The sequence below is a fragment of the Rhodanobacter ginsenosidimutans genome (assembly GCF_042655685.1).
In the GTDB taxonomy this organism is placed as follows: domain Bacteria; phylum Pseudomonadota; class Gammaproteobacteria; order Xanthomonadales; family Rhodanobacteraceae; genus Rhodanobacter; species Rhodanobacter ginsenosidimutans.
This window is the reverse complement of sequence record NZ_JBHSMM010000002.1, coordinates 516,503-534,524: the sequence shown is the minus strand read 5'-3', so window position 1 is coordinate 534,524 and position 18,022 is coordinate 516,503. Positions and strand designations below refer to the sequence as shown.

The 18,022-nt window shown below is 65.7% G+C and carries 19 protein-coding genes; 10 read left to right on the top strand and 9 right to left on the bottom strand.

The window, feature by feature from the left end; genetic code table 11:
- Nucleotides 1–57: 57 nt before the first annotated feature.
- The 3 genes from yajC to secF all read left to right on the top strand — a co-directional run bounded on the left by yajC (nt 58) and on the right by secF (nt 3,338).
- Nucleotides 58–387: a preprotein translocase subunit YajC gene (gene yajC / locus ACFPK0_RS12345; protein WP_056085367.1), complete on the top strand. Its 330-nt coding sequence runs from the start codon at nt 58–60 to the stop codon at nt 385–387.
- A gap of 95 nt (nt 388–482) precedes the next feature.
- Complete coding sequence (gene secD / locus ACFPK0_RS12340) at nt 483–2,363, top strand: protein translocase subunit SecD (RefSeq protein WP_377341088.1); 1,881 nt, start codon at nt 483–485, stop codon at nt 2,361–2,363.
- Nucleotides 2,364–2,372: 9 nt separating this feature from the next.
- Nucleotides 2,373–3,338 carry a protein translocase subunit SecF gene (secF, locus tag ACFPK0_RS12335; protein ID WP_056085365.1) on the top strand — a complete coding sequence of 322 codons (966 nt, stop codon included), beginning with the start codon at nt 2,373–2,375 and terminating at the stop codon, nt 3,336–3,338.
- A 152-nt stretch (nt 3,339–3,490) separates the two neighbouring features.
- Here the strand turns inward: secF and ACFPK0_RS12330 are convergent, their stop codons facing one another.
- Both ACFPK0_RS12330 and ACFPK0_RS12325 read right to left on the bottom strand, forming a co-directional pair.
- A complete protein-coding gene (locus tag ACFPK0_RS12330; RefSeq protein WP_235578773.1) occupies nt 3,491–3,988 on the bottom strand; it encodes a C40 family peptidase in 498 nt (165 codons plus the stop codon).
- Between the two features lie 192 nt (nt 3,989–4,180).
- Nucleotides 4,181–5,515 carry a hypothetical protein gene (locus ACFPK0_RS12325; RefSeq protein WP_377341085.1) on the bottom strand — a complete coding sequence of 445 codons (1,335 nt, stop codon included), beginning with the start codon at nt 5,513–5,515 and terminating at the stop codon, nt 4,181–4,183.
- A 195-nt stretch (nt 5,516–5,710) separates the two neighbouring features.
- On the opposite strand from ACFPK0_RS12325, the gene gorA reads away from it, so the two are divergent.
- On the top strand, nt 5,711–7,057 hold the full coding sequence (gene gorA, locus ACFPK0_RS12320; protein WP_377341083.1) for a glutathione-disulfide reductase: 1,347 nt from the start codon (nt 5,711–5,713) through the stop codon (nt 7,055–7,057).
- A 14-nt stretch (nt 7,058–7,071) separates the two neighbouring features.
- The gene (hutG, locus tag ACFPK0_RS12315; protein WP_377341081.1) at nt 7,072–7,851 is read left to right on the top strand and encodes an N-formylglutamate deformylase; all 780 of its coding nucleotides are present in this window, start codon (nt 7,072–7,074) and stop codon (nt 7,849–7,851) included.
- Between the two features lie 19 nt (nt 7,852–7,870).
- Here hutG and ACFPK0_RS12310 read toward each other — a convergent pair whose 3' ends face one another.
- The 7 genes from ACFPK0_RS12310 to asnS all read right to left on the bottom strand — a co-directional run bounded on the left by ACFPK0_RS12310 (nt 7,871) and on the right by asnS (nt 14,220).
- Complete coding sequence (locus ACFPK0_RS12310; protein ID WP_377341079.1) at nt 7,871–8,299, bottom strand: RidA family protein; 429 nt, start codon at nt 8,297–8,299, stop codon at nt 7,871–7,873.
- Nucleotides 8,296–8,961 (bottom strand): carbonate dehydratase, encoded by a 666-nt coding sequence (gene can / locus ACFPK0_RS12305; RefSeq protein ID WP_056085359.1) that lies wholly within the window; start codon nt 8,959–8,961, stop codon nt 8,296–8,298. The genes ACFPK0_RS12310 and can overlap by 4 nt, the downstream gene beginning before the upstream one ends.
- A 19-nt stretch (nt 8,962–8,980) precedes the next feature.
- Entirely contained in the window at nt 8,981–10,447 is a 1,467-nt protein-coding gene (locus ACFPK0_RS12300) for an aldehyde dehydrogenase (protein ID WP_377341075.1), read from the bottom strand.
- 89 nt (nt 10,448–10,536) lie between these two features.
- Nucleotides 10,537–11,325: an SDR family oxidoreductase gene (locus ACFPK0_RS12295; RefSeq protein WP_377341073.1), complete on the bottom strand. Its 789-nt coding sequence runs from the start codon at nt 11,323–11,325 to the stop codon at nt 10,537–10,539.
- Nucleotides 11,326–11,649: 324 nt separating this feature from the next.
- A complete protein-coding gene (locus ACFPK0_RS12290; protein WP_377341071.1) occupies nt 11,650–11,964 on the bottom strand; it encodes a hypothetical protein in 315 nt (104 codons plus the stop codon).
- Complete coding sequence (locus ACFPK0_RS12285) at nt 11,961–12,791, bottom strand: MalM family protein (protein ID WP_056085353.1); 831 nt, start codon at nt 12,789–12,791, stop codon at nt 11,961–11,963. The genes ACFPK0_RS12290 and ACFPK0_RS12285 overlap by 4 nt, the downstream gene beginning before the upstream one ends.
- Before the next feature lie 13 nt (nt 12,792–12,804).
- Nucleotides 12,805–14,220: an asparagine--tRNA ligase gene (gene asnS, locus ACFPK0_RS12280; protein WP_056085585.1), complete on the bottom strand. Its 1,416-nt coding sequence runs from the start codon at nt 14,218–14,220 to the stop codon at nt 12,805–12,807.
- Between the two features lie 145 nt (nt 14,221–14,365).
- Between asnS and ACFPK0_RS12275 the strand changes: the two genes are divergently transcribed.
- The 5 genes from ACFPK0_RS12275 to ACFPK0_RS12255 all read left to right on the top strand — a co-directional run bounded on the left by ACFPK0_RS12275 (nt 14,366) and on the right by ACFPK0_RS12255 (nt 17,895).
- Nucleotides 14,366–14,692 carry a HesB/IscA family protein gene (locus tag ACFPK0_RS12275; RefSeq protein WP_056085351.1) on the top strand — a complete coding sequence of 109 codons (327 nt, stop codon included), beginning with the start codon at nt 14,366–14,368 and terminating at the stop codon, nt 14,690–14,692.
- A 188-nt stretch (nt 14,693–14,880) separates the two neighbouring features.
- Entirely contained in the window at nt 14,881–15,306 is a 426-nt protein-coding gene (gene rpsF, locus ACFPK0_RS12270; RefSeq protein ID WP_007081974.1) for a 30S ribosomal protein S6, read from the top strand.
- A gap of 14 nt (nt 15,307–15,320) precedes the next feature.
- Entirely contained in the window at nt 15,321–15,551 is a 231-nt protein-coding gene (gene rpsR / locus ACFPK0_RS12265; protein WP_007081973.1) for a 30S ribosomal protein S18, read from the top strand.
- Nucleotides 15,552–15,705: 154 nt separating this feature from the next.
- Nucleotides 15,706–16,155 carry a 50S ribosomal protein L9 gene (rplI, locus tag ACFPK0_RS12260; protein WP_056085349.1) on the top strand — a complete coding sequence of 150 codons (450 nt, stop codon included), beginning with the start codon at nt 15,706–15,708 and terminating at the stop codon, nt 16,153–16,155.
- A gap of 345 nt (nt 16,156–16,500) precedes the next feature.
- Nucleotides 16,501–17,895: a replicative DNA helicase gene (locus ACFPK0_RS12255; protein ID WP_056085348.1), complete on the top strand. Its 1,395-nt coding sequence runs from the start codon at nt 16,501–16,503 to the stop codon at nt 17,893–17,895.
- Nucleotides 17,896–18,022: the final 127 nt, after the last annotated feature.

The window sequence follows — 18,022 nt, the reverse complement described above, 5'->3', positions numbered from 1 at the left end:
TTTTATCAGGCGTTCAGCTGATTTGCCGGGCTGCGTCATCACTTGCGAGTTAAAACCATGAGTCTTCCGATTCCCTTCGTGATTGCCCAGGCGGCGGCGCAGCCGGCCGGTGGCGGCGCGTCCATGATCATCATGATGGTGGTGCTGTTCGGCCTGATGTATTTCATGATGATCCGGCCGCAGATGAAGCGGCAGAAAGAGCATCGCGCGCTGATTTCGGGCCTGGCCAAGGGTGACGAGGTTGTCATGAATGGCGGCATCGCCGGCCGCGTGGACGAGGTGGGCGAGACCTTCCTCACGGTGGAGATCGCTGCCAACGTGAAGGTCAAGGTGCAGAAGAGCGCCGTACAGCAGGTGTTGCCGAAGGGCTCGCTGAAATCGGCTTGACCGCTGGTCCGCAACGCGCCGGTTCGATGCCGGCGCTTTCCCAACGATAGACGCTACCGCCGCGGCCGATGCCGCGGCTTTGATGGGTGCATGGCATGAGTGATTTCCCCCGCTGGAAGTACGCGCTGGTCGCGCTGGTGATGTTGTTTGGCGTCATCTACGCGCTGCCGAACGTGTTCCAGCCGATACCGGCCGTGCAGGTCACCGCGAACCGCGATGCACCGCCGATCGACGAGGCCGTGCGGCAGAAGGCCGCGGCAGCGCTGCAGCAGAAGCATGTCGTCGCCGGCGAGGTGCTCGTGTCGGAGGATGGCCACCTGCTGGCCACGTTCGCCAACAGTGACGTGCAGAAGACCGGCGCCGACGTGATCAAGGACGCGCTGGGCGACGGCTACACGGTAGCGTTCAAGCTGCAGCCGACGGTGCCGCGCTGGCTCACCGCCATCGGCGCCAACTCGATGCCGCTGGGCCTGGACTTGCAGGGTGGCGTGCACTTCCTGATGCAGGTCGATCAGGACGACGTGATCGACAAGCAGGAAACCAGCTACGCGGACGACATCCGCAACCTGATGCGCGAAAAGAAACTGCGCTACGTGTCGGCCAACCGCAACGCCGGGCGTGGCAACGGCATTGCCGTGGCATTCCGCACCGAGGCCGAGCGCAACACCGCGGCCGACGCGATGGCCGTGGCGTTTCCCGACCTCAACGTGACCAACGGGCCGGACACGGACGGCCACTTCGTGGTCACCGCCAAGGTCAAGCCGGACAAGCTGCGCGAGCTTGCCGCCAACACCATCAAGCAGAACCTGGGCACGCTGCGCAACCGCATCAACGCGCTGGGCGTGTCCGAGCCGCTGATCCAGCAGCAGGGCGAAGACAAGATCGTGGTGGAGCTGGCCGGCGTGCAGGATCCGGCCGAGGCCAAGAAGCTGATTGGCGCCACCGCCACGCTGGAATACCGCGCCCAGGGCGGCTCCGACGCGCAGGCGGCGGAAGCGGCCCGCACCGGCAACGTACCGCCGGATGCGCGCCTGTATTACGAGCGCGGCACGGGGCGGCCGATCCTGCTGAGCAAGCGGATCATCGCCACCGGTAACGAGTTGATCAACGCCACCTCGTCCTTCGATTCGCAGAGCGGTTCGCCCTCCGTGTCGGTGACACTGAACGCGACCGGCGCCAAGAAGATGCTGGACTTCACCAGCGGCAACGTCGGCAAGCGCATGGGCGTGGTCTACGTCGAGCGCGTCGTCGACACCAAGGTGGTCGACGGCAAGGAAGTACGCGTTCCCAAGATCACCCAGGAGGTGATCAACTACGCCACCATCAACGGCGTGTTCGGCAAGGATTTCCAGACCACCGGCCTGGGCAGCGCGAAGGAAGCTTCCGATCTGGCGTTGCTGCTGAAGGGCGGCGCGCTGGCCGCGCCCACCGACATCGTCGAGGAGCGCGTGATCGGTGCCAGCCTGGGCCAGGACAACATCGAGAAGGGCTTCAAGGCGGTGATCCTGGGCCTGGCGCTGGTGCTGCTGGCCGCCGCCTTCTACTACAAGCTGTTCGGTCTGGTGGCTGACGTGGCGCTGTTCTTCAACCTGGTGGTGTTGATCGCCATCATGTCGATGATCGGCGTGACCCTGACCATGCCCGGCGTGGCCGGCATCGTGCTGACGCTGGGTATGGCGATCGACGCCAACGTGCTGATCTGCGAACGCATACGTGAGGAATTACGCAACGGCTGTACGCCGCATGCGGCCATCCGCGCGGGTTACGAGAAGGCGTGGTCCACCATTCTGGATGCGAACGTCACCCACCTGATCGCTGCACTGGCGCTGACCACGATGGGCACCGGCGCGATCAAGGGCTTCGGCGTGACGCTGATGATCGGCATTCTGACCTCGCTGTTCACCTCGGTGACGCTGACCCACGCGTTCACCGCGCTGATCCACGGCCACCGCAAGCTCAAGACGCTGTCGGTCTAAGGAATCGTCATGGAAATTTTCAATCACGACAGCAACATCCACTTCCTGGGGATGCGCAAGTACACCGTCGCCATCGCCATTTTCCTGATGGTGGCCTCGGTGGCGCTGATCGCCACCAAGGGCCTCAACTACGGCCTGGATTTCACCGGCGGCGTCTCGATGGTGGTGGACTACGACCAGCCGGTGGAGATCGCCGACGTGCGCGCGGCGCTGGAAAAGGGCGGCCTCGACCATGCCGTGGTGCAGGCCCTGGGTGGCACCCGCGAGGTGTCGATCCGCATGCAGCCCAAGGATGATCCGGCCGCCTTGCAAAGCGCCGATGGCAAGGTCAACCTGGACCGCATCGCCGCCGACGTCACCCGCACCCTGCAGGCTGCGCGCCCCGACGCCAAGCTGAAAAGCCGCGACTACGTGGGCTCGGAAGTCGGTGCCGAATTGCGCAGTGACGGCACGGTGGCCGCGATCTTCGTGATCCTGGGCATCATGGCCTACCTGTGGATCCGCTTCGAACGCCGCTTCGCGATCGCGGCGGTGATCACCGAAGTGCACGACACGCTGGTGACGCTGGGCATCCTGGCGCTGGTGCAGCGCGAGTTCGACATGACCGTGCTGGCCTCGGTGCTGGCGGTGATCGGCTACTCCATCAACGACAAGGTGGTGGTGTTTGACCGCATCCGCGAGCTGTTTCGCCTGGCGCGCAAGGCCGAGCCGGAGGAGATCCTCAACCGCTCGATCAACAACACCTTGTCGCGCACCATCATCACCTCGCTGTTCACCGGTATCACGATGGGCGCGTTGTACTTCTACGGTGGCCCGGTGGTGCACGGCTTCGCCATCACCATGCTGATCGGCATCGTGGTCGGCACGTTGTCGTCCATCTTCGTCGCCAGCCCGATCCTGCTGTGGCTGGGCGTGTCGAAGAAGGACCTGATGCCCGTCACCAAGGAAAACCCGGAGCTGGCGCGGCGCCCCTGAGGTCACCCCAATCCGCAAAAAAAACGGTACCAGCAGGTGCCGTTTTTTTTTGGGGGGTTTCCTGTAGGAGCGGCTTCAGCCGCGATGCTCTCGTTTCGAAGCCCGGGACAAGGGCATCGCGGCTGAAGCCGCTCCCACATTCAAGGTGGGGTTCATTCCAGCAAGCGCTTTCCATAGGCGAAATGATCGCCCCAGTACGGCCCGTCCAGGTCATCCAGGCGTACCGTGCCGCCGCTGTTGGGCGCGTGCACGAAGCGGCCCTTGCCGACATACACGCCGACATGGCTGATCGCGCCCCCGATGTCGAAAAACACCAGGTCGCCGCTGGCCAGCTGCGTCATGCGGTTGACCTTGCGGCCCTGCATGGTGGACATGGCATGCGACGTGCGCGGCAGGGAAATACCGGTGGCGGCGCGGTAGATGTAATCGACCAGCCCGCTGCAATCGAACCCGCTGTCGGGGGTATTCCCGCCCCAGCGGTAAGGCGTGCCGACGAGGCCGATGGCCCGGAACAGCACGTCGTTGGCCTCGCCCGCGCTGGCCGCCGACGGCGCGCGCGGCGGCAGGTCGGCGAGCGCGGAATGCGAGGTCTTGAAGGTGGGTTGGCGTTTGTGTGGTGTGCTGGCGCAGGCGACCAGCAGCAACGCCATGCCGCCCAGCAATCCGTAGCGCACGGCACGCCATGGCAATGGTGCGACAGCGTGGCAGACGTTTGGCTCAGGATTCACGGGAGCCCCTCGGTGGCGACGATCTCGAGGTTATCAAATCAACCACTTGGAAGGAAGTTGTGAGAAACAAGACGAATTTTGCGATATCGGGAACGGCAGCCACCGTCGTCATCGCTAACGCGGCCGTACTTCGACGAATTTGTCGGACAGCGTGTTGCCGTTGATGCCCCAGGCCCGCAGGCGGTAGCGACCGGGGCGCAGGTAGAGCTTGGTCACGGTGTCGCCCTGCAGGAAGGCGTAGCGATCGGCGGCGATGGCGTCGTCCGGCTCGTCCGGATAGTGCGCGTCGACGACACAGGGCACGACCGCCTTGCACAGCGCGGTGCTGATGTTCAGTGGGCGTCGCTCGCCGTCCAACGTCAGCCATGGCGGTCGCTGCGCATTGACCTCGTGCGCCAGCATCGGCAGGGCGCGCGTGGTGTTGTGGATCATCGTCCAGGTTTGGGTGTAGCCGCTTTCGACGGCGCCCATGCCCGAGGCCGGCAGGATCACGTTGAGATCGTACTGATCGGGGTGCGCGCTCCAGGCATGGCCGTCGGCGCGGTTGAGCAGCGCGGTCGGCCCGGTCGGTTCGAAGCGTGTCACCAGTTGCTGGTAGGCCTCGTCCGGTTCGGCGGGAATCTGTTCGCGAAACTGGGTCTGGTCGACTGACAGCGGCACCAGGCCGGTCAGTTTCTGCAGGCGCATCGCCATCGAATCGATCGCGCCCAGCCGCCCGCGCGCCTTGTCGATGTGGGCGTAACCCGCGTGCACGAACAACTTGGCTGCCGGATCGTGCGCAAAAACCTTCTTGTAGAGGTTTTTTGCCTGCCCGGTTTCGCGCGCCTGACCCTTGGCGCCCTCGGTGTCATAGGCGACCACGGTGAACCCGAGTCGCAGCGCCTGGCGCACGATCTCGCCGTAAAGTGGCTCATGCAGGTAGTCGCTGCCGTCGGTTTTCAGCGGGTAGCCGCGTTTGGCCAGGTCGCGGTCCTCACCCAGCGCCTCCACCGCGAAATAATCGAAGCCCAGGGCGCGCAGTCGTGGCAGCAGTGCCAGTGTCAACTCGCGCGTGTGCGCATCGTGGTGGGCTTCGTTGACCATCACGATGCGCCGGTCGGTGGCCAGCCCGGCAACCACATCGACGGCGCTGGCGGCCTTCCATGCGTCGGTCGTTGGCAGCGTGGTATCGGCCGGCACGTGGCTTTTCAGCGGAAAGTCGCGCACCGCCTCGTTGTAGAACCCCAGTTCGTTCTCGACCGAGGCGAACATCTGCATCGCCAGCTGTCGTTCGTGCGGTGCGAACTGCGGCATTACCTTGAGCACGTAGACGTAGCGGGCCAGATCGTTCGGCTGCTCGTTGAGCGTGCGGAAAAACGTGATTTCGGACGCGCTGAACGACTGCGCGAACAGCGGCGCGGCCGCCAGCAGCGCCATGCAGCCGATGGCGGATATCGAGCGTATTTGCATGCGCAAGCCTCCGGACTTTTTCGAGAGCCTGCACGCGGCACGCCCGTTGGGCAAGCTGCGCGCCAGCATTGCGCGTCGTTCCATGCGGCCGGGGTGCCCCGTGGGTGCCGGGGGGATTTTTACCGTGGCGATCGCGTTGACGCCACGATCCCGGCCGGCAGGCGACACTTCCTGCATCTTTCCAGGAAAAACATCATGGCGTCCCATCCTGACTTGATCGTGCTCGGCGCCGGCTCCGGCGGGCTGGCAACATCATTTCGCGCCGCGGAGCATGGCGCGCGCGTGGCGCTGGTCGATCCGGCCGAGCTCGGCGGCACCTGCGTGCATCGTGGTTGCGTGCCGAAGAAGGCGCTGTGGTTCGCGGCGCAATGGGAGCAGGCGCAGCGGCTCGCCGCCGCGGTGGGTTTTGCGACCCAACCCGGGCCGCTGGACTGGGCGCGTTTTCGCACGGTGCGGGCGCGCTACATCGACGGGATCGAGCAGCGCTACGGCGAGCGGCTGCAGCGGGCGAACGTGCAGCGGTTCCGCCAGCGGGCGCGGTTTGCCGGGCCGGACGTGGTCGAACTCGCCGACGGCACCCGCCTGCGGGCGCCGCACATCGTGATTGCCACCGGCGGGCGGCCACGCACGTTGTCGTTGCCGGGTTTCGATCTGGGCATGGTGTCGGACGACGTCTTTGCGCTGTCGACCTGCCCGCGCCGCGTCGCGATCGTGGGCGGCGGCTACATCGCGGTGGAGTTTGCCGGCCTGCTGCAGGCGCTGGGCAGCGAAGTGACGGTGCTGGCGCGCGAACGACTGCTGCAGGGTTTCGACGACGAACTGGTGCAGGCGCTGGCGGTGCACATGCACGCGCAGGGCATTGACGTGCACTACAACACCGACGTGACGGCGGCCCGCCGCACGGACGCCGGCATCCTGCTGGACGATGCACCGGCCGGCGTGGTCGGCCCCTTTGACGCGCTGTTGTGGGCGGTGGGCCGCGTGCCCAATACCGACGACCTGGGCCTGGCGGCCGTGGGTGTCGATACCGACGAGCGGGGCCGCGTGCGGGTCGACGCGCGGCAGAAAACCAGCGTGGAGGGCATCCTGGCGATCGGCGACGCCAGCACCGACAGGGCGCTGACGCCGGTCGCCGTGGCGGCGGGGCGCCATCTCGCGGATCGCCTGTTCGGTGGCCAGCCCGATGCGCAGTTCGATGGCGGGAACATTCCCAGCGTGCTGTTCAGCAAGCCGCCGCTGGGCACGGTGGGCATGACCGAGGCGCAGGCGCGCCGGCATCACGGCGATCAGGTGGTGGTCTATCGCAGCCGCTTCACGCCGATGCAATGGGCACTGGCCGGCGAGCAGGGGCAGAGCCTGATGAAGCTGGTCTGCGTGGGTGCCGAGGAGCGTGTGGTCGGCATCCATGCGTTGGGTCCTGGCGCGGACGAGATGCTGCAGGGATTTGCCGTGGCGTTGAAGGCGGGTTTGCGCAAACGCGACCTGGACGCCACGCTGGCGATCCATCCCACTTCGGCGGAAGAACTGGTGTTGACGCGTTGAGTACCATGGCGGCCATGGACACTTTTACCTTGCGTCGCGGCCGCGTGCCGCTGCTGATCAGCCTGCCGCACGACAGCAGTTTCATTCCCCCCGCCATCGCCGCGCGCATGCGGCCATCGGCGCACCGTTCGCCGGATACCGACTGGCACGTGGGGCGGTTGTACGAACCGCTGGCGCAGGTGCTGGAAGCCAGCGTGTTGCGCCCGCTGGCGTCGCGTTACGTGGTCGACCTCAATCGCCCCGCCGATGGCCATGCGCTGTACCCGGGTCAGCGCGAAACCGGCTTGGTGCCGTTGATCGGCTTCGATGGCGAACCGCTGTACACCGCGGCCGAGCCGGTCGATGCGGCGGAAGTGCAACAACGCATCGATGACTACTGGCGCCCCTATCACCAGGCGCTGGCCGACGAGCTGGCGCGGTTGCACGCGGCGCACGGCCGCGTGGTGCTGTGGGAAGGCCACTCGATCCGCAGCGAGGTGCCTATGCTGTTCGAAGGCCGCCTGCCGGATTTCAACCTCGGCACGGCCGCCGGCGCCAGCTGCAGTCCTGCTTTGCAGGCGCAGCTCGAAGCGTGCCTGGCCGCGCAAACGTGCTTCAGCGTGGCAGTCAACGGGCGCTTCAAGGGTGGCTACATCACCCGCCATTACGGTGCCCCGGCAAGCGGCGTGCAGGCGGTGCAACTGGAGCTGGCGCAGCGTCACTACATGGACGAGCAGACGTTCGCCTACGATGAGGCGAAGGCGCCGGCGGTGCAGCAGCTGATCGAGAAACTGCTGCGGATCTGCCTGGCGTAAGTCGTCAGCGACGGATGGTTCAGGGCGCGGATGCGCCGATCGCGGCCACGCACTTCAGTTCGATGGCGATGGGCGTGGGCAGGGAGGTGACGCCCAGCGTGGTGCGGCAGGCGTCCACGCCGGCGAAGTATTCCGCGTAGAGGCGGTTGTACGCGGCGAAGTCACGTTCCATGTCGGTGAGGAACACGGTGACGTCGACCAGGTCGGTCCAGGCTGCGCCACCGGCTTCCAGTACGGCGCGCACGTTGGCGAACACCTGGTGGCACTGCGCTTCGAAGTCGTAGCCGGTCAGCCGCCCGGCCGCATCGTGGACGTTGCCCGGTATGACATTGTCGCTTGGCTGGCGCGGGCCCACGCCGGACAGGAACAGCAGGTTGCCGACGCGTCGCGCGTGCGGGTACGCACCGACGGGCGCGGGTGCGGTGTCGGTGCGTACGATGCCGCTCACGCGGGGGCTTTCCAGCGCTCGGCCAGGTTCACCAGCGAGCGCTCGTAGGACTCCCGCGATTGCTCGTGCCCGCGCACATCGAGGCCCAGGTCCTGGATGCAGCCGTCGTCCAGGCCGTAAATCCAGGCGTGCACCGCCAGCTCCTGGCCGCGATCCCAGGCCTCGCGTACCACCGTGGTGCGGCACACGTTGAGCGCCTGCTCGATCGCGTTCAGTTCGCACAGGCGCGCATGGCGTATCGCGAAGGCCTCGGCGGAGTCGAGCTTGTCGGTGTGCTTCATCGCGATGTCGTCGATGTGTCGCAGCCAGTTGTCGATCAGGCCCAGGTGCGACTGCTTGAGCACCGCACCCACGCCACCGCAGCCGTAATGGCCCACCACCAGGATGTGCTTGACCTTGAGCACGTCCACCGCGAACTGGATGGTGCTCAGTGCGTTGAGGTCGGTGTGCACCACCACGTTGGCCACGTTGCGGTGGACAAAGATCTCGCCCGGTGGCAGGTCCACGATCTGGGTGGCCGGCACGCGCGAGTCGGAGCAGCCGATCCACAGGTATTTCGGTGCCTGCTGTTGCGCCAGCTTCTCGAAGAAGTCCGGTTCCTGGGCGGTGACGTTCGCGGCCCAGCGCCGGTTGCTGGCGAGCAGATCTTTCAGTGAGTTCATCGATGGTCCTGTGCAGTGTTCAAAAGTGTATGCAGATGTTTTTGGGCTCGGTGAAGAAGTGCAGCGCGTCGCTACCCCCTTCGCGGCCCAGGCCCGATTGGCCCATGCCGCCGAATGGCGTGCGCAGATCGCGCAACAGCCAGCAATTGATCCAGACGATGCCGAAGGCCAGCGCGCCGGCCAGCCGATGCGCGCGCGACAAATCCTGCGTCCACAGCGAGGCCGCCAGGCCGTAGCGGCTGTCGTTGGCGATCGCCATCGCCTCGGCCTCGTCCTCGAACGGGATCAGGCTGACCACCGGACCGAAGATCTCCTGCTGGTTCGTCGCCGTAGCGTTTCCCAGCCCTTCGATCACCGTGGGCGCGATGAACCAGCCTTCGGCGCAGCGGCCGGGCAGCCGCACAGCGTTACCGCCGCAAAGCACGCGGCCGCCTTCGGCGCGGGCCTGCGCGATGCAGCCCAGCACCTTGTCGTGGTGGGCCTTCGAGACCATCGCACCCAGGTCGCTGTCCGCGTCATCCGGGTCGCCCACGCGCAGCGCCTGGACGCGCGCCAGATAGCGGCTGCGGAACCCGTCGTAGATCGATCGCTGCACCAGCAAGCGCGAGCCGCACAGGCAGATTTCGCCCTGGTTGGCGAAGCCCGAGCGCACGATGGTGTCCATGTTGGCGTCGGACAGATCGGCGTCCGCGAACACGATGGCCGGATTCTTGCCGCCCATCTCCAGCGACACCTTCTTGAACTGCGGCGCCGCGGCGGCAGCGATCGCCGCGCCGGTGGCGGTGCTGCCGGTGAAGGAGATCGCGCGGACCTGCGGGTGTTCGACCAGCGCCTGGCCCACGGTGGGGCCGCGACCGTGCACGATGTTCAGCACGCCGGCAGGAAAGCCCGCCTCGATGCTCAGCTCGCCCAGAAGCGCGGCGGTGCAGGGCGTGATTTCCGAGGGTTTGGCCACCACCGTATTGCCGGCCGCCAGCGCGGGCGCGATCTTCCAGCTGAACAGGTACAGCGGCAGGTTCCACGGGCTGATGCAGGCGACCACGCCCAGTGGCTGGCGCAAGGTGTAGTTGATGGCGCCGCTGCCCGGCACGCCGCTTTCCATGGCGTGCGATTCGCTGCCCCAGCTGGTGATGGCGGCGGCGAAGTGGCGCAGGTTGCTGACCGCACGGGGGATGTCCAGGCGACGGGCCAGCGCCACGGGCTTGCCGCTGTCGCGCGATTCCAGCGCGGCGAATTCCTCCAGCCGTGCTTCGATCAATGCGGCCAGCCGCAACAGCAAGGCAGCGCGCTGCTCGATCGGGGTGGCGGCCCATGCCGGCGCAGCCGCGCTGGCCGCCGCCACGGCGGCGTCGACGTCACGCGCATCGGAATCGGGGCATCGGGCGAACACCTGGCCGGTGGCCGGCTCGTGCACATCCAGCCATCGATCGATGAGCGGTGCCTGCAGGCGACCGTCGATCAGATTGGCTAATTGCAGCGATGGCATCCGCCAAGCTTACGTCCAGCGGCCCGCAATTGCACCGAACGCGGGCGTATGCAACGGCCGTGAAGCCGCGGCATCAGGGCATTTTTCCGCTACAGCGAGCGGGTGCGACCACCGTCCACGGGCAGGTTGATACCGGTGATGTAGCTGGCGGCGGGCGAGGCCAGAAAGGCGACCGCCGCGGCGGTTTCGGCGGGGTCGGCGAAGCGACCCATCGGGATCGCCGCCGCCATCCCTTGCTGCACGTCTTGCGCGCTGCGGCCGCTGGCCTGCGCTTTTGCCGCCACGATCTGCGCAATGCGCGGCGTATCGGTGGAGCCGGGCAACACGTTGTTGACGGTGATGCCGTCGGCGGCCACTTCGCCCGCCAGCGTCTTGGCCCAGTTCGCCACCGCGCCACGCGTGGCGTTCGATACGCCGATGCCCGCGATCGGCTCCTTCACCGAGGTGGAGATGATGTTGACGATGCGGCCCCAGCCTGCCGCACGCATGCCGGGCAACACGGCCTGCGCCAGCGTGTGGTTGGCCAGCAAGTGCCGGCGGTAGGCATCGAGAAAGGCGGCCGGTTCGGCGGTGGCGATGTCGCCTGGCGGCGGACCACCGCTGTTGTTGATGAGGATGTGCACCGGATGCGCCGCCACCAGCTCGTCGGCCTGGCGGCGCAGCGTGTCGGTATCGGCCACGTCGGCGACCAGGAAACCGTGTCGTTGCGCGGCGTGGCTGCGCGGCAGTTCGTTCGCCAGCGCGGCCAGCACATTGGCGCGCCGCGCCAGCACCGTCACATCGGCGCCCAGCAGCGCCAGCTCGATGGCGCAGGCCCGGCCGATGCCTTGCGATGCGCCGCAAACCAGTGCGTGGCGTTCCGTCAGATCAAGTTGCATCGGCGTTCTCCCTCGGGCGCGGGACGCCCGTCGATTAAGGCGACGCTGATTAAGTATCGCCGCCGTCATGATGACTGGAAGGCCCGCAGGTGGTGTTGCGTGGCGCCGGCAAGACTGGCCGTCTTGCCAAGCCGTGCGGCATCGCCTGCGGGCCTTCCAGTCATCACCTCATCATTTCAAATTCAACCGGTTGAGGCCCATCCTCTCTGTCCGCACACCTTCGGCCCGCCGCCTCGACAGACGGCCAGTCTGCCTTCGCCGACGGTCCTGTGGTCTGCGAACAGAGAGGGTGGGTGACGGCGGTGATACTTAATCAGCGTCGCCTTAATGCAGCAACAGACGCATCGCCAGCGCGCCAAGCCAGCACAACCAGCCCAGCCAGGGGCTGTAACGCCAGATGGCGCGCCAGCGGTTGATGGATGCGTCTTCCAGCGCCGGCAGGGCGGGCGAGCGCAGCGCGTATTGCATGCGCATCCAGGTGCGCATCGCGCTGGCCTTGCCGTTTTCCGGTTCGGCGATGATTTTCCACTGCTGCGGGTAGCGCTGGCGCAGCAAGGCAGCCACCCGGAAATGGGCGGCGTACGAGAGCACGAACAGCGCGACGCCGGCGAGCAGCAAACCGAGATAGAGGACGATCACGGGCTGCGGGCCCGATCGCCATTGTCACCGTGGTTGCTGTCGCCAGCGTCATGGCTCCATGGCGTGGGCAACGCGGTGCGCAAGGTGCTCAACACGCCGTTGCCCTCGGGCGCCTTCTTGCAGATCGCGTTGTCTATGGCCTTGGCATAGGTGGTGTTCATCATGCCGACCCACAGCGTGCCGTCCGGCCCGTGCGGCACGCTGAAGCTGCCGGCGGAGTTCATGTTCAAGGTGGCCTTGGTGCTGAAGGCGGCGGGTGATTGTTCCCAGTAGGTCTGCCCGGACTGCTGCGCGGCAGAGCTGTAGACCAGCAGGTAGCGCGCCTTGTCGCTGCCTACTTCCAGGCTGCCAAACGCGCCGGTGGTTTCCTCGCCCCAGCCCATGTGTTCGCACAGGTCGATGTCCTTGGAGCGGATCGGCTGGAAGCCGCCATCCAGCAGCACGATGGTCGGTGCAAACAGATAGCTGCTGTGCAGCCAGCGACCGTTCAATTCGGATTTAAGCGCTACCCGGTACGGCAGCTTGGCGTCCGCTGGCAGTCGGAACGCCAGGAAATAACTGTGCGCGCCGTTGAGGTTGGCCACCATGCCGCCGCTGCCCAGCGTGAATTTCTGCGGCTGCCACGGCAGCATGCGCTGGTAGGAAAAGTCGGCAAAACTGCTGCAGCACGGGGTCGCCTGCAGCAGGCGTTGCATCGCTTCGTCACGGGTGTTGCCGGTATCCGTCGACGGCCGGAGGTTGGGCGGCAGCAGCGTTTTCACGCTGTGGCAACCGGCCAGCAGGACGCCGAGGAACAAGGCAAGCAGCAGGGGCAATCGATGGGTCATGGCCAGTCGTTACTCAGAATTCCGCCAGCCCCGCCGCACGCGGGAAGGGGATGGCATCGCGGATGTTGGCCAGGCCGCACACATACACCAGCAGGCGTTCGAAGCCGAGGCCGAAGCCCGCATGCGGCACGGTGCCGTAGCGGCGCAGGTCGCGGTACCAGCCATACGTGGTGGCATCGAGGTTGAACTTTTGCATGCGGCGGTCGAGGTAATCCAGCCGCTCCTCGCGCTGGGCGCCGCCGATGATCTCGCCGATGCCCGGCGCCAGCACGTCCATCGCCGCCACGGTTTTCTCGTCATCGTTCAAGCGCATGTAGAACGCCTTGATCGCCTCGGGGTAATTCATTACGACCACGGGGCGGCCGATATGTTTCTCGGCCAGGTAGCGCTCGTGCTCGGTCTGCAGGTCCACGCCCCATTCCACCGGGTATTCGAACTTCTGCCCGGATTTCTTCAGGATGGCAATGGCGTCGGTGTAGTCGATGCGCTCGAACGGCTGGGCGATGAATGCCTCGATGCGGCTGATCGCCTCCGGCAACACGCGCTCGGCGAAGAACGCCATGTCGTCGGCGCGCTCGTCCAGCACCGCCTTGAAGATCGCCTTCAGGAAACCCTCGGCGCAATCGGCATCGGCGTTGAGGTCGGCAAAGGCGATTTCCGGCTCCACCATCCAGAACTCGGCCAAGTGGCGCGGGGTGTTGGAGTTTTCGGCGCGGAAGGTGGGGCCGAAGGTGTAGACCTTGCTCATCGCCAGGCAATACGCCTCCACGTTGAGCTGGCCGGACACGGTGAGGAACGCCTCACGGCCGAAGAAATCCTTGCGGAAATCGATCTTGCCGTCCGGCGTGCGCGGCAGATTGGCCAGATCCAGCGTGGACAACCGGAACATGTCGCCGGCGCCTTCCGCATCCGAGGTGGTAATGATCGGCGTATTGATCCAGAAGAAGCCCTGTTCGGTGAGATGGCGGTGGATCGCCGTCATCATCGTGTGGCGCACCCGGGTCACCGCGCCGAACAGGTTGGTGCGCGGACGCAGGTGGGCGACCTCGCGCAGGAACTCCATCGAGTGCTGCTTGGGCTGGATCGGGTAGGTTTCCGGATCGTCGACCAGGCCGGTGACGATCACTTCGCTGGCCTGGATCTCGAACTTCTGCCCCTTGCCCTGCGACGGCACCAGCGTGCCGCTGACGATCACGCCCGCGCCGGCGGTGAGGTGCTTGATCTCGCTGTCGTAGTTGCCCAGCGTGGCCGGCACCACCGCCTGGATCGGGTCGAAGCAGGAGCCGTCGGTGACATTGACGAACGACAGCCCGGCCTTGGAATCGCGTCGCGTACGCACCCAGCCGCGCACGGTGACCGCGCTGCCCGCGTCGATCGCGCCGGACAGCGCCTGTTTCACGCTGCAAATGCTGGGGCTGACTGCGGCCATCGATTGAAACTCCTGGGCGGGCACCGCATCTGGGTGCAAGGGTGGAAAGCGGCGGCGCCGGCCGGCGCGCGCCAAACCACCATGATAATGTAGGCATTGCCCGGGCCGCGAATGTCCGGGCGCCAGTCCGAGGTCTTGTCGCACCATGAGCATCACCATCACCCCCGCCGCCAACGAACGCATGCGCCATTTCCTGGCCAGTACGCCCGCCGCTGCCGGCGTGCGCTTCGGGGTCAAACGCACCGGCTGCTCCGGCTTCGCCTATGTGGTGGACCTGGCCGATACCGTCGGTGACGGCGACCAGAGGGTCGAGGTGGACGGCTTGCCGCTGATCATCAACGACAGCAGCGTGGCGCTGGTCGAGGGCGTGGTGATCGATTTCCAGCGCCAGGGCCTGAACGCCAGCTTCGTGTTCCACAACCCCAACGCCACCGGCGCCTGCGGTTGCGGCGAGAGCTTCACGGTCAGCTGAGCCGGCCGCGGGCGCAGCGCGCGCCTCGTTCCCAACGACTTGCGCTTCAATGACTTGCGGGTTGCCGCTGCGCCGGCTTACAATCCCGCTTCTGTCCGCGCCCTTTCTGGCGGGCAGCACACTTGCCTCACCGCCACGGCGGGAGGCTGCGAGGCCATCCGGCCGCATCCACAAGGAGTCAACCCACAATGACCCTGCGTCATTACGAGATCGTGTTTCTGGTCCACCCTGACCAGAGCGAACAGGTTCCGGCGATGATCGAGCGCTACAAGTCGCTGATCGAAGCGGACGGCGGCAAGATCCATCGTCTCGAGGACTGGGGCCGCCGTCAGCTGGCCTATCCCATCGTGAACCTGGCCAAGGCGCACTACGTGCTGCTCAACATCGAAGTTGGCCAGAACGCGCTGAACGAACTGGAGTCGGGTTTCCGCTTCAACGATGCCGTGCTGCGCCACCTGGTGGTGCGTCGCGACGAAGCCGATACCGAGCCGTCCTTCATCCTGAAGTCGAAGGAAAAGGACGACGCCAAGACCACCCGTCGCCGTGACGACGAGGGTGAGGGCGAAGGCCGCGGCCGTGACCGCGACGACAACCATCGCGACAGCGACGACTGATAGGAACCCAGACCATGTCCAAGTTTTTCCGCCGCCGCAAGTTCTGCCGCTTCACTGCCGAAGACGTGAAGGAGATCGACTACAAGGATCTCAACACCCTGCGTCAGTACGTCACCGAGAACGGCAAGATCGTTCCCAGCCGCATCACCGGCACCAAGGCGCGCTACCAGCGCCAGCTGGCCACCGCGATCAAGCGCGCCCGCTTCCTGTCGCTGCTGCCGTACACCGACAACCACGACGTCTGATGACGTCGGGGGAATAGGGAATCGGGAATAGGGAATCGGTTGCTCCGTAGCGCCGCTTTTCCCATTCCCTATTCTCCATTCCCCATTCCCGAAATTCGGACACCCGTCCTCTGGCTGCGCCGGGCCACACCGGTGCTAACGAACAGGAATTCCCATGGAACTCATTCTTCTGCAGAAAGTCCGCAATCTCGGCAACCTTGGCGACAAGGTCACCGTGAAGCCGGGCTATGGCCGCAACTTCCTCCTGCCGCAGGGCAAGGCCGTACGCGTCAACGCCGCCAACCTGGAAGCGTTCGAGCAGCGTCGTGCCGAGTACGAGGCCAAGGCCAACACCATGTTGAGCGAAGCCGAAGCGCGCAAGGCGAAGCTGGCCGAGGCCTCGGTCACGATCGGCGCCCACGCCAGCGCCGAAGGCAAGCTGTTCGGCTCGGTCGGCCCGCGCGATATCGCCGCGGCGCTGACCGCCGCCGGCAACGACGTCCACAAGGGTGAAGTGATTCTGGGCGAAGGCCCGCTTCGCAACACCGGCGAGTACGACGTGGTGATCAGCCTGCACGCCGACGTGCAGACCACCGTCAAGGTGATTGTCGTCAGCGACAAGTAAGCGTTGTTGCTGTGAAGAAAAACGGGCGCCGCAAGGCGCCTGTTTTTTTTGGGAATGGGGAATAGGGAATCGCAAAGTGCCGCGAAACCCCACCGTTCTCCCTGAGCGTAGCCGCGCAGCGGCGGAGTCGAAGGGTATGCCTCGGCTTTCGCCGCACGCTGCGTTCAACCTGCCCGCGGAAACCGGACCACCATCCTCCCGCTCTTATCCACAACAACCCACAGGTTTTCCACAGAGTTGTTGTCTCGACGGCTGAGACGTCGCCGCGCATGATGGTAGGTATGTCCATCCGCGAGGTGTCGGCGCGTTGCGCACCGGTCGTGGGGTATTTTCCGAGGTAAATCGATGTCCTTCGTTCCCGAGCGCAAATCGCCTTCCACCGCCGTCGAGGCGCTGCGCGTGCCGCCGCATTCCATCGACGCCGAACAGGCGGTGCTGGGCGGGCTGATGCTGGCGCCCGATGCGCTGGATAAGGTGGCCGACCGGCTGGCGGAAATGGATTTCTACCGCAAGGATCATCGCCTGATCTGGCGCGCCATCAACGAATTGGCGAACAAGGGCATGCCCTGCGATGCGGTGACCCTGGGCGACTGGTTCGAGAGCAACGGGCTGGCCGAGATGGTCGGCGGCGCCAGTTACCTGATCGAACTGGCCAACAGCACGCCCAGCGCCGCCAACATCGCCGCCTACGCCGAGATCGTGCGCGAGAAGTCGGTGATGCGGCAGCTGATCGACGCGGGCACCTCGATCACCGAGGACGGCTACCGGCCCGAGGGCAAGAGCGTGCAGGAGGTACTGGAAAGCGCCGAACAGCGCGTGTTCCACATCGCCGAATCCGGTGCGCGCGGCAAGAAGGATTCCGTCTCCATGCGCGAGGCGGTGAAGGACGCCTTCCGCCTGCTCACCGAACGCTACGAGAACCGGGGCCAGCTGACCGGCATCACCACCGGCTTCACCGACCTGGACAACCTCACGTCGGGCCTGCAGCCCTCGGATCTGATCATCGTGGCCGCGCGCCCCTCGATGGGCAAGACCGCGTTTGCGCTGAACATTGCCGAGACCGCCGCGCTGCGCAGCAAGAAGGCGGTGGTGGTGTTCTCGATGGAAATGTCCGCTTCGCAGCTGGCGTTTCGCCTGATCTCCTCGATCGGCCGCATCCACCAGCAGCACCTGCGCAACGGTGACCTGGAGGAGGAGGACTGGCCGCGGGTTTCCAACGCCATCGCGATCCTGTCCGAGGCGAAGATCTTCATCGACGACACGCCCAGCCTGTCACCGGTGGAGCTGCGTTCGCGCGCGCGCCGCCTGCACCGCGAGCATGGCGGCCTGGGCCTGATCGTGATCGATTACCTGCAGTTGATGCAGGTGCCCGGCAACAAGGAAAACCGCGCCACCGAGATCTCCGAAATCTCGCGCTCGCTGAAGGGTCTGGCCAAGGAGCTGAACGTGCCGGTGATCGCCCTGTCGCAGCTGAACCGCTCGCTGGAGCAGCGCGCCGACAAGCGCCCGATGATGTCCGACCTGCGCGAATCCGGCGCCATCGAGCAGGACGCCGACGTGATCATGTTCATCTACCGCGATGACTACTACAACAAGGAATCGCCGGACAAAGGCATGGCCGAGATCATCATCGGCAAACAACGCAACGGCCCCACCGACACCTGCAAGCTGACCTTCCTGGGCCACTACACGAAGTTCGAGAACTATGCGGCGGATTCGTTCGTGGGGAGTTTTGATTAGGGCCGGGATGAGTGATTCGGGATTCGGATGGGCTGCTTCGCTCCCTCTTCCCCGGGCGCAGCGCGGGGGAGAGGGTTGGGTGAGGGGGTGCCACACCTCGAAGCGCCAGCGCCAACCACGCGCGGCG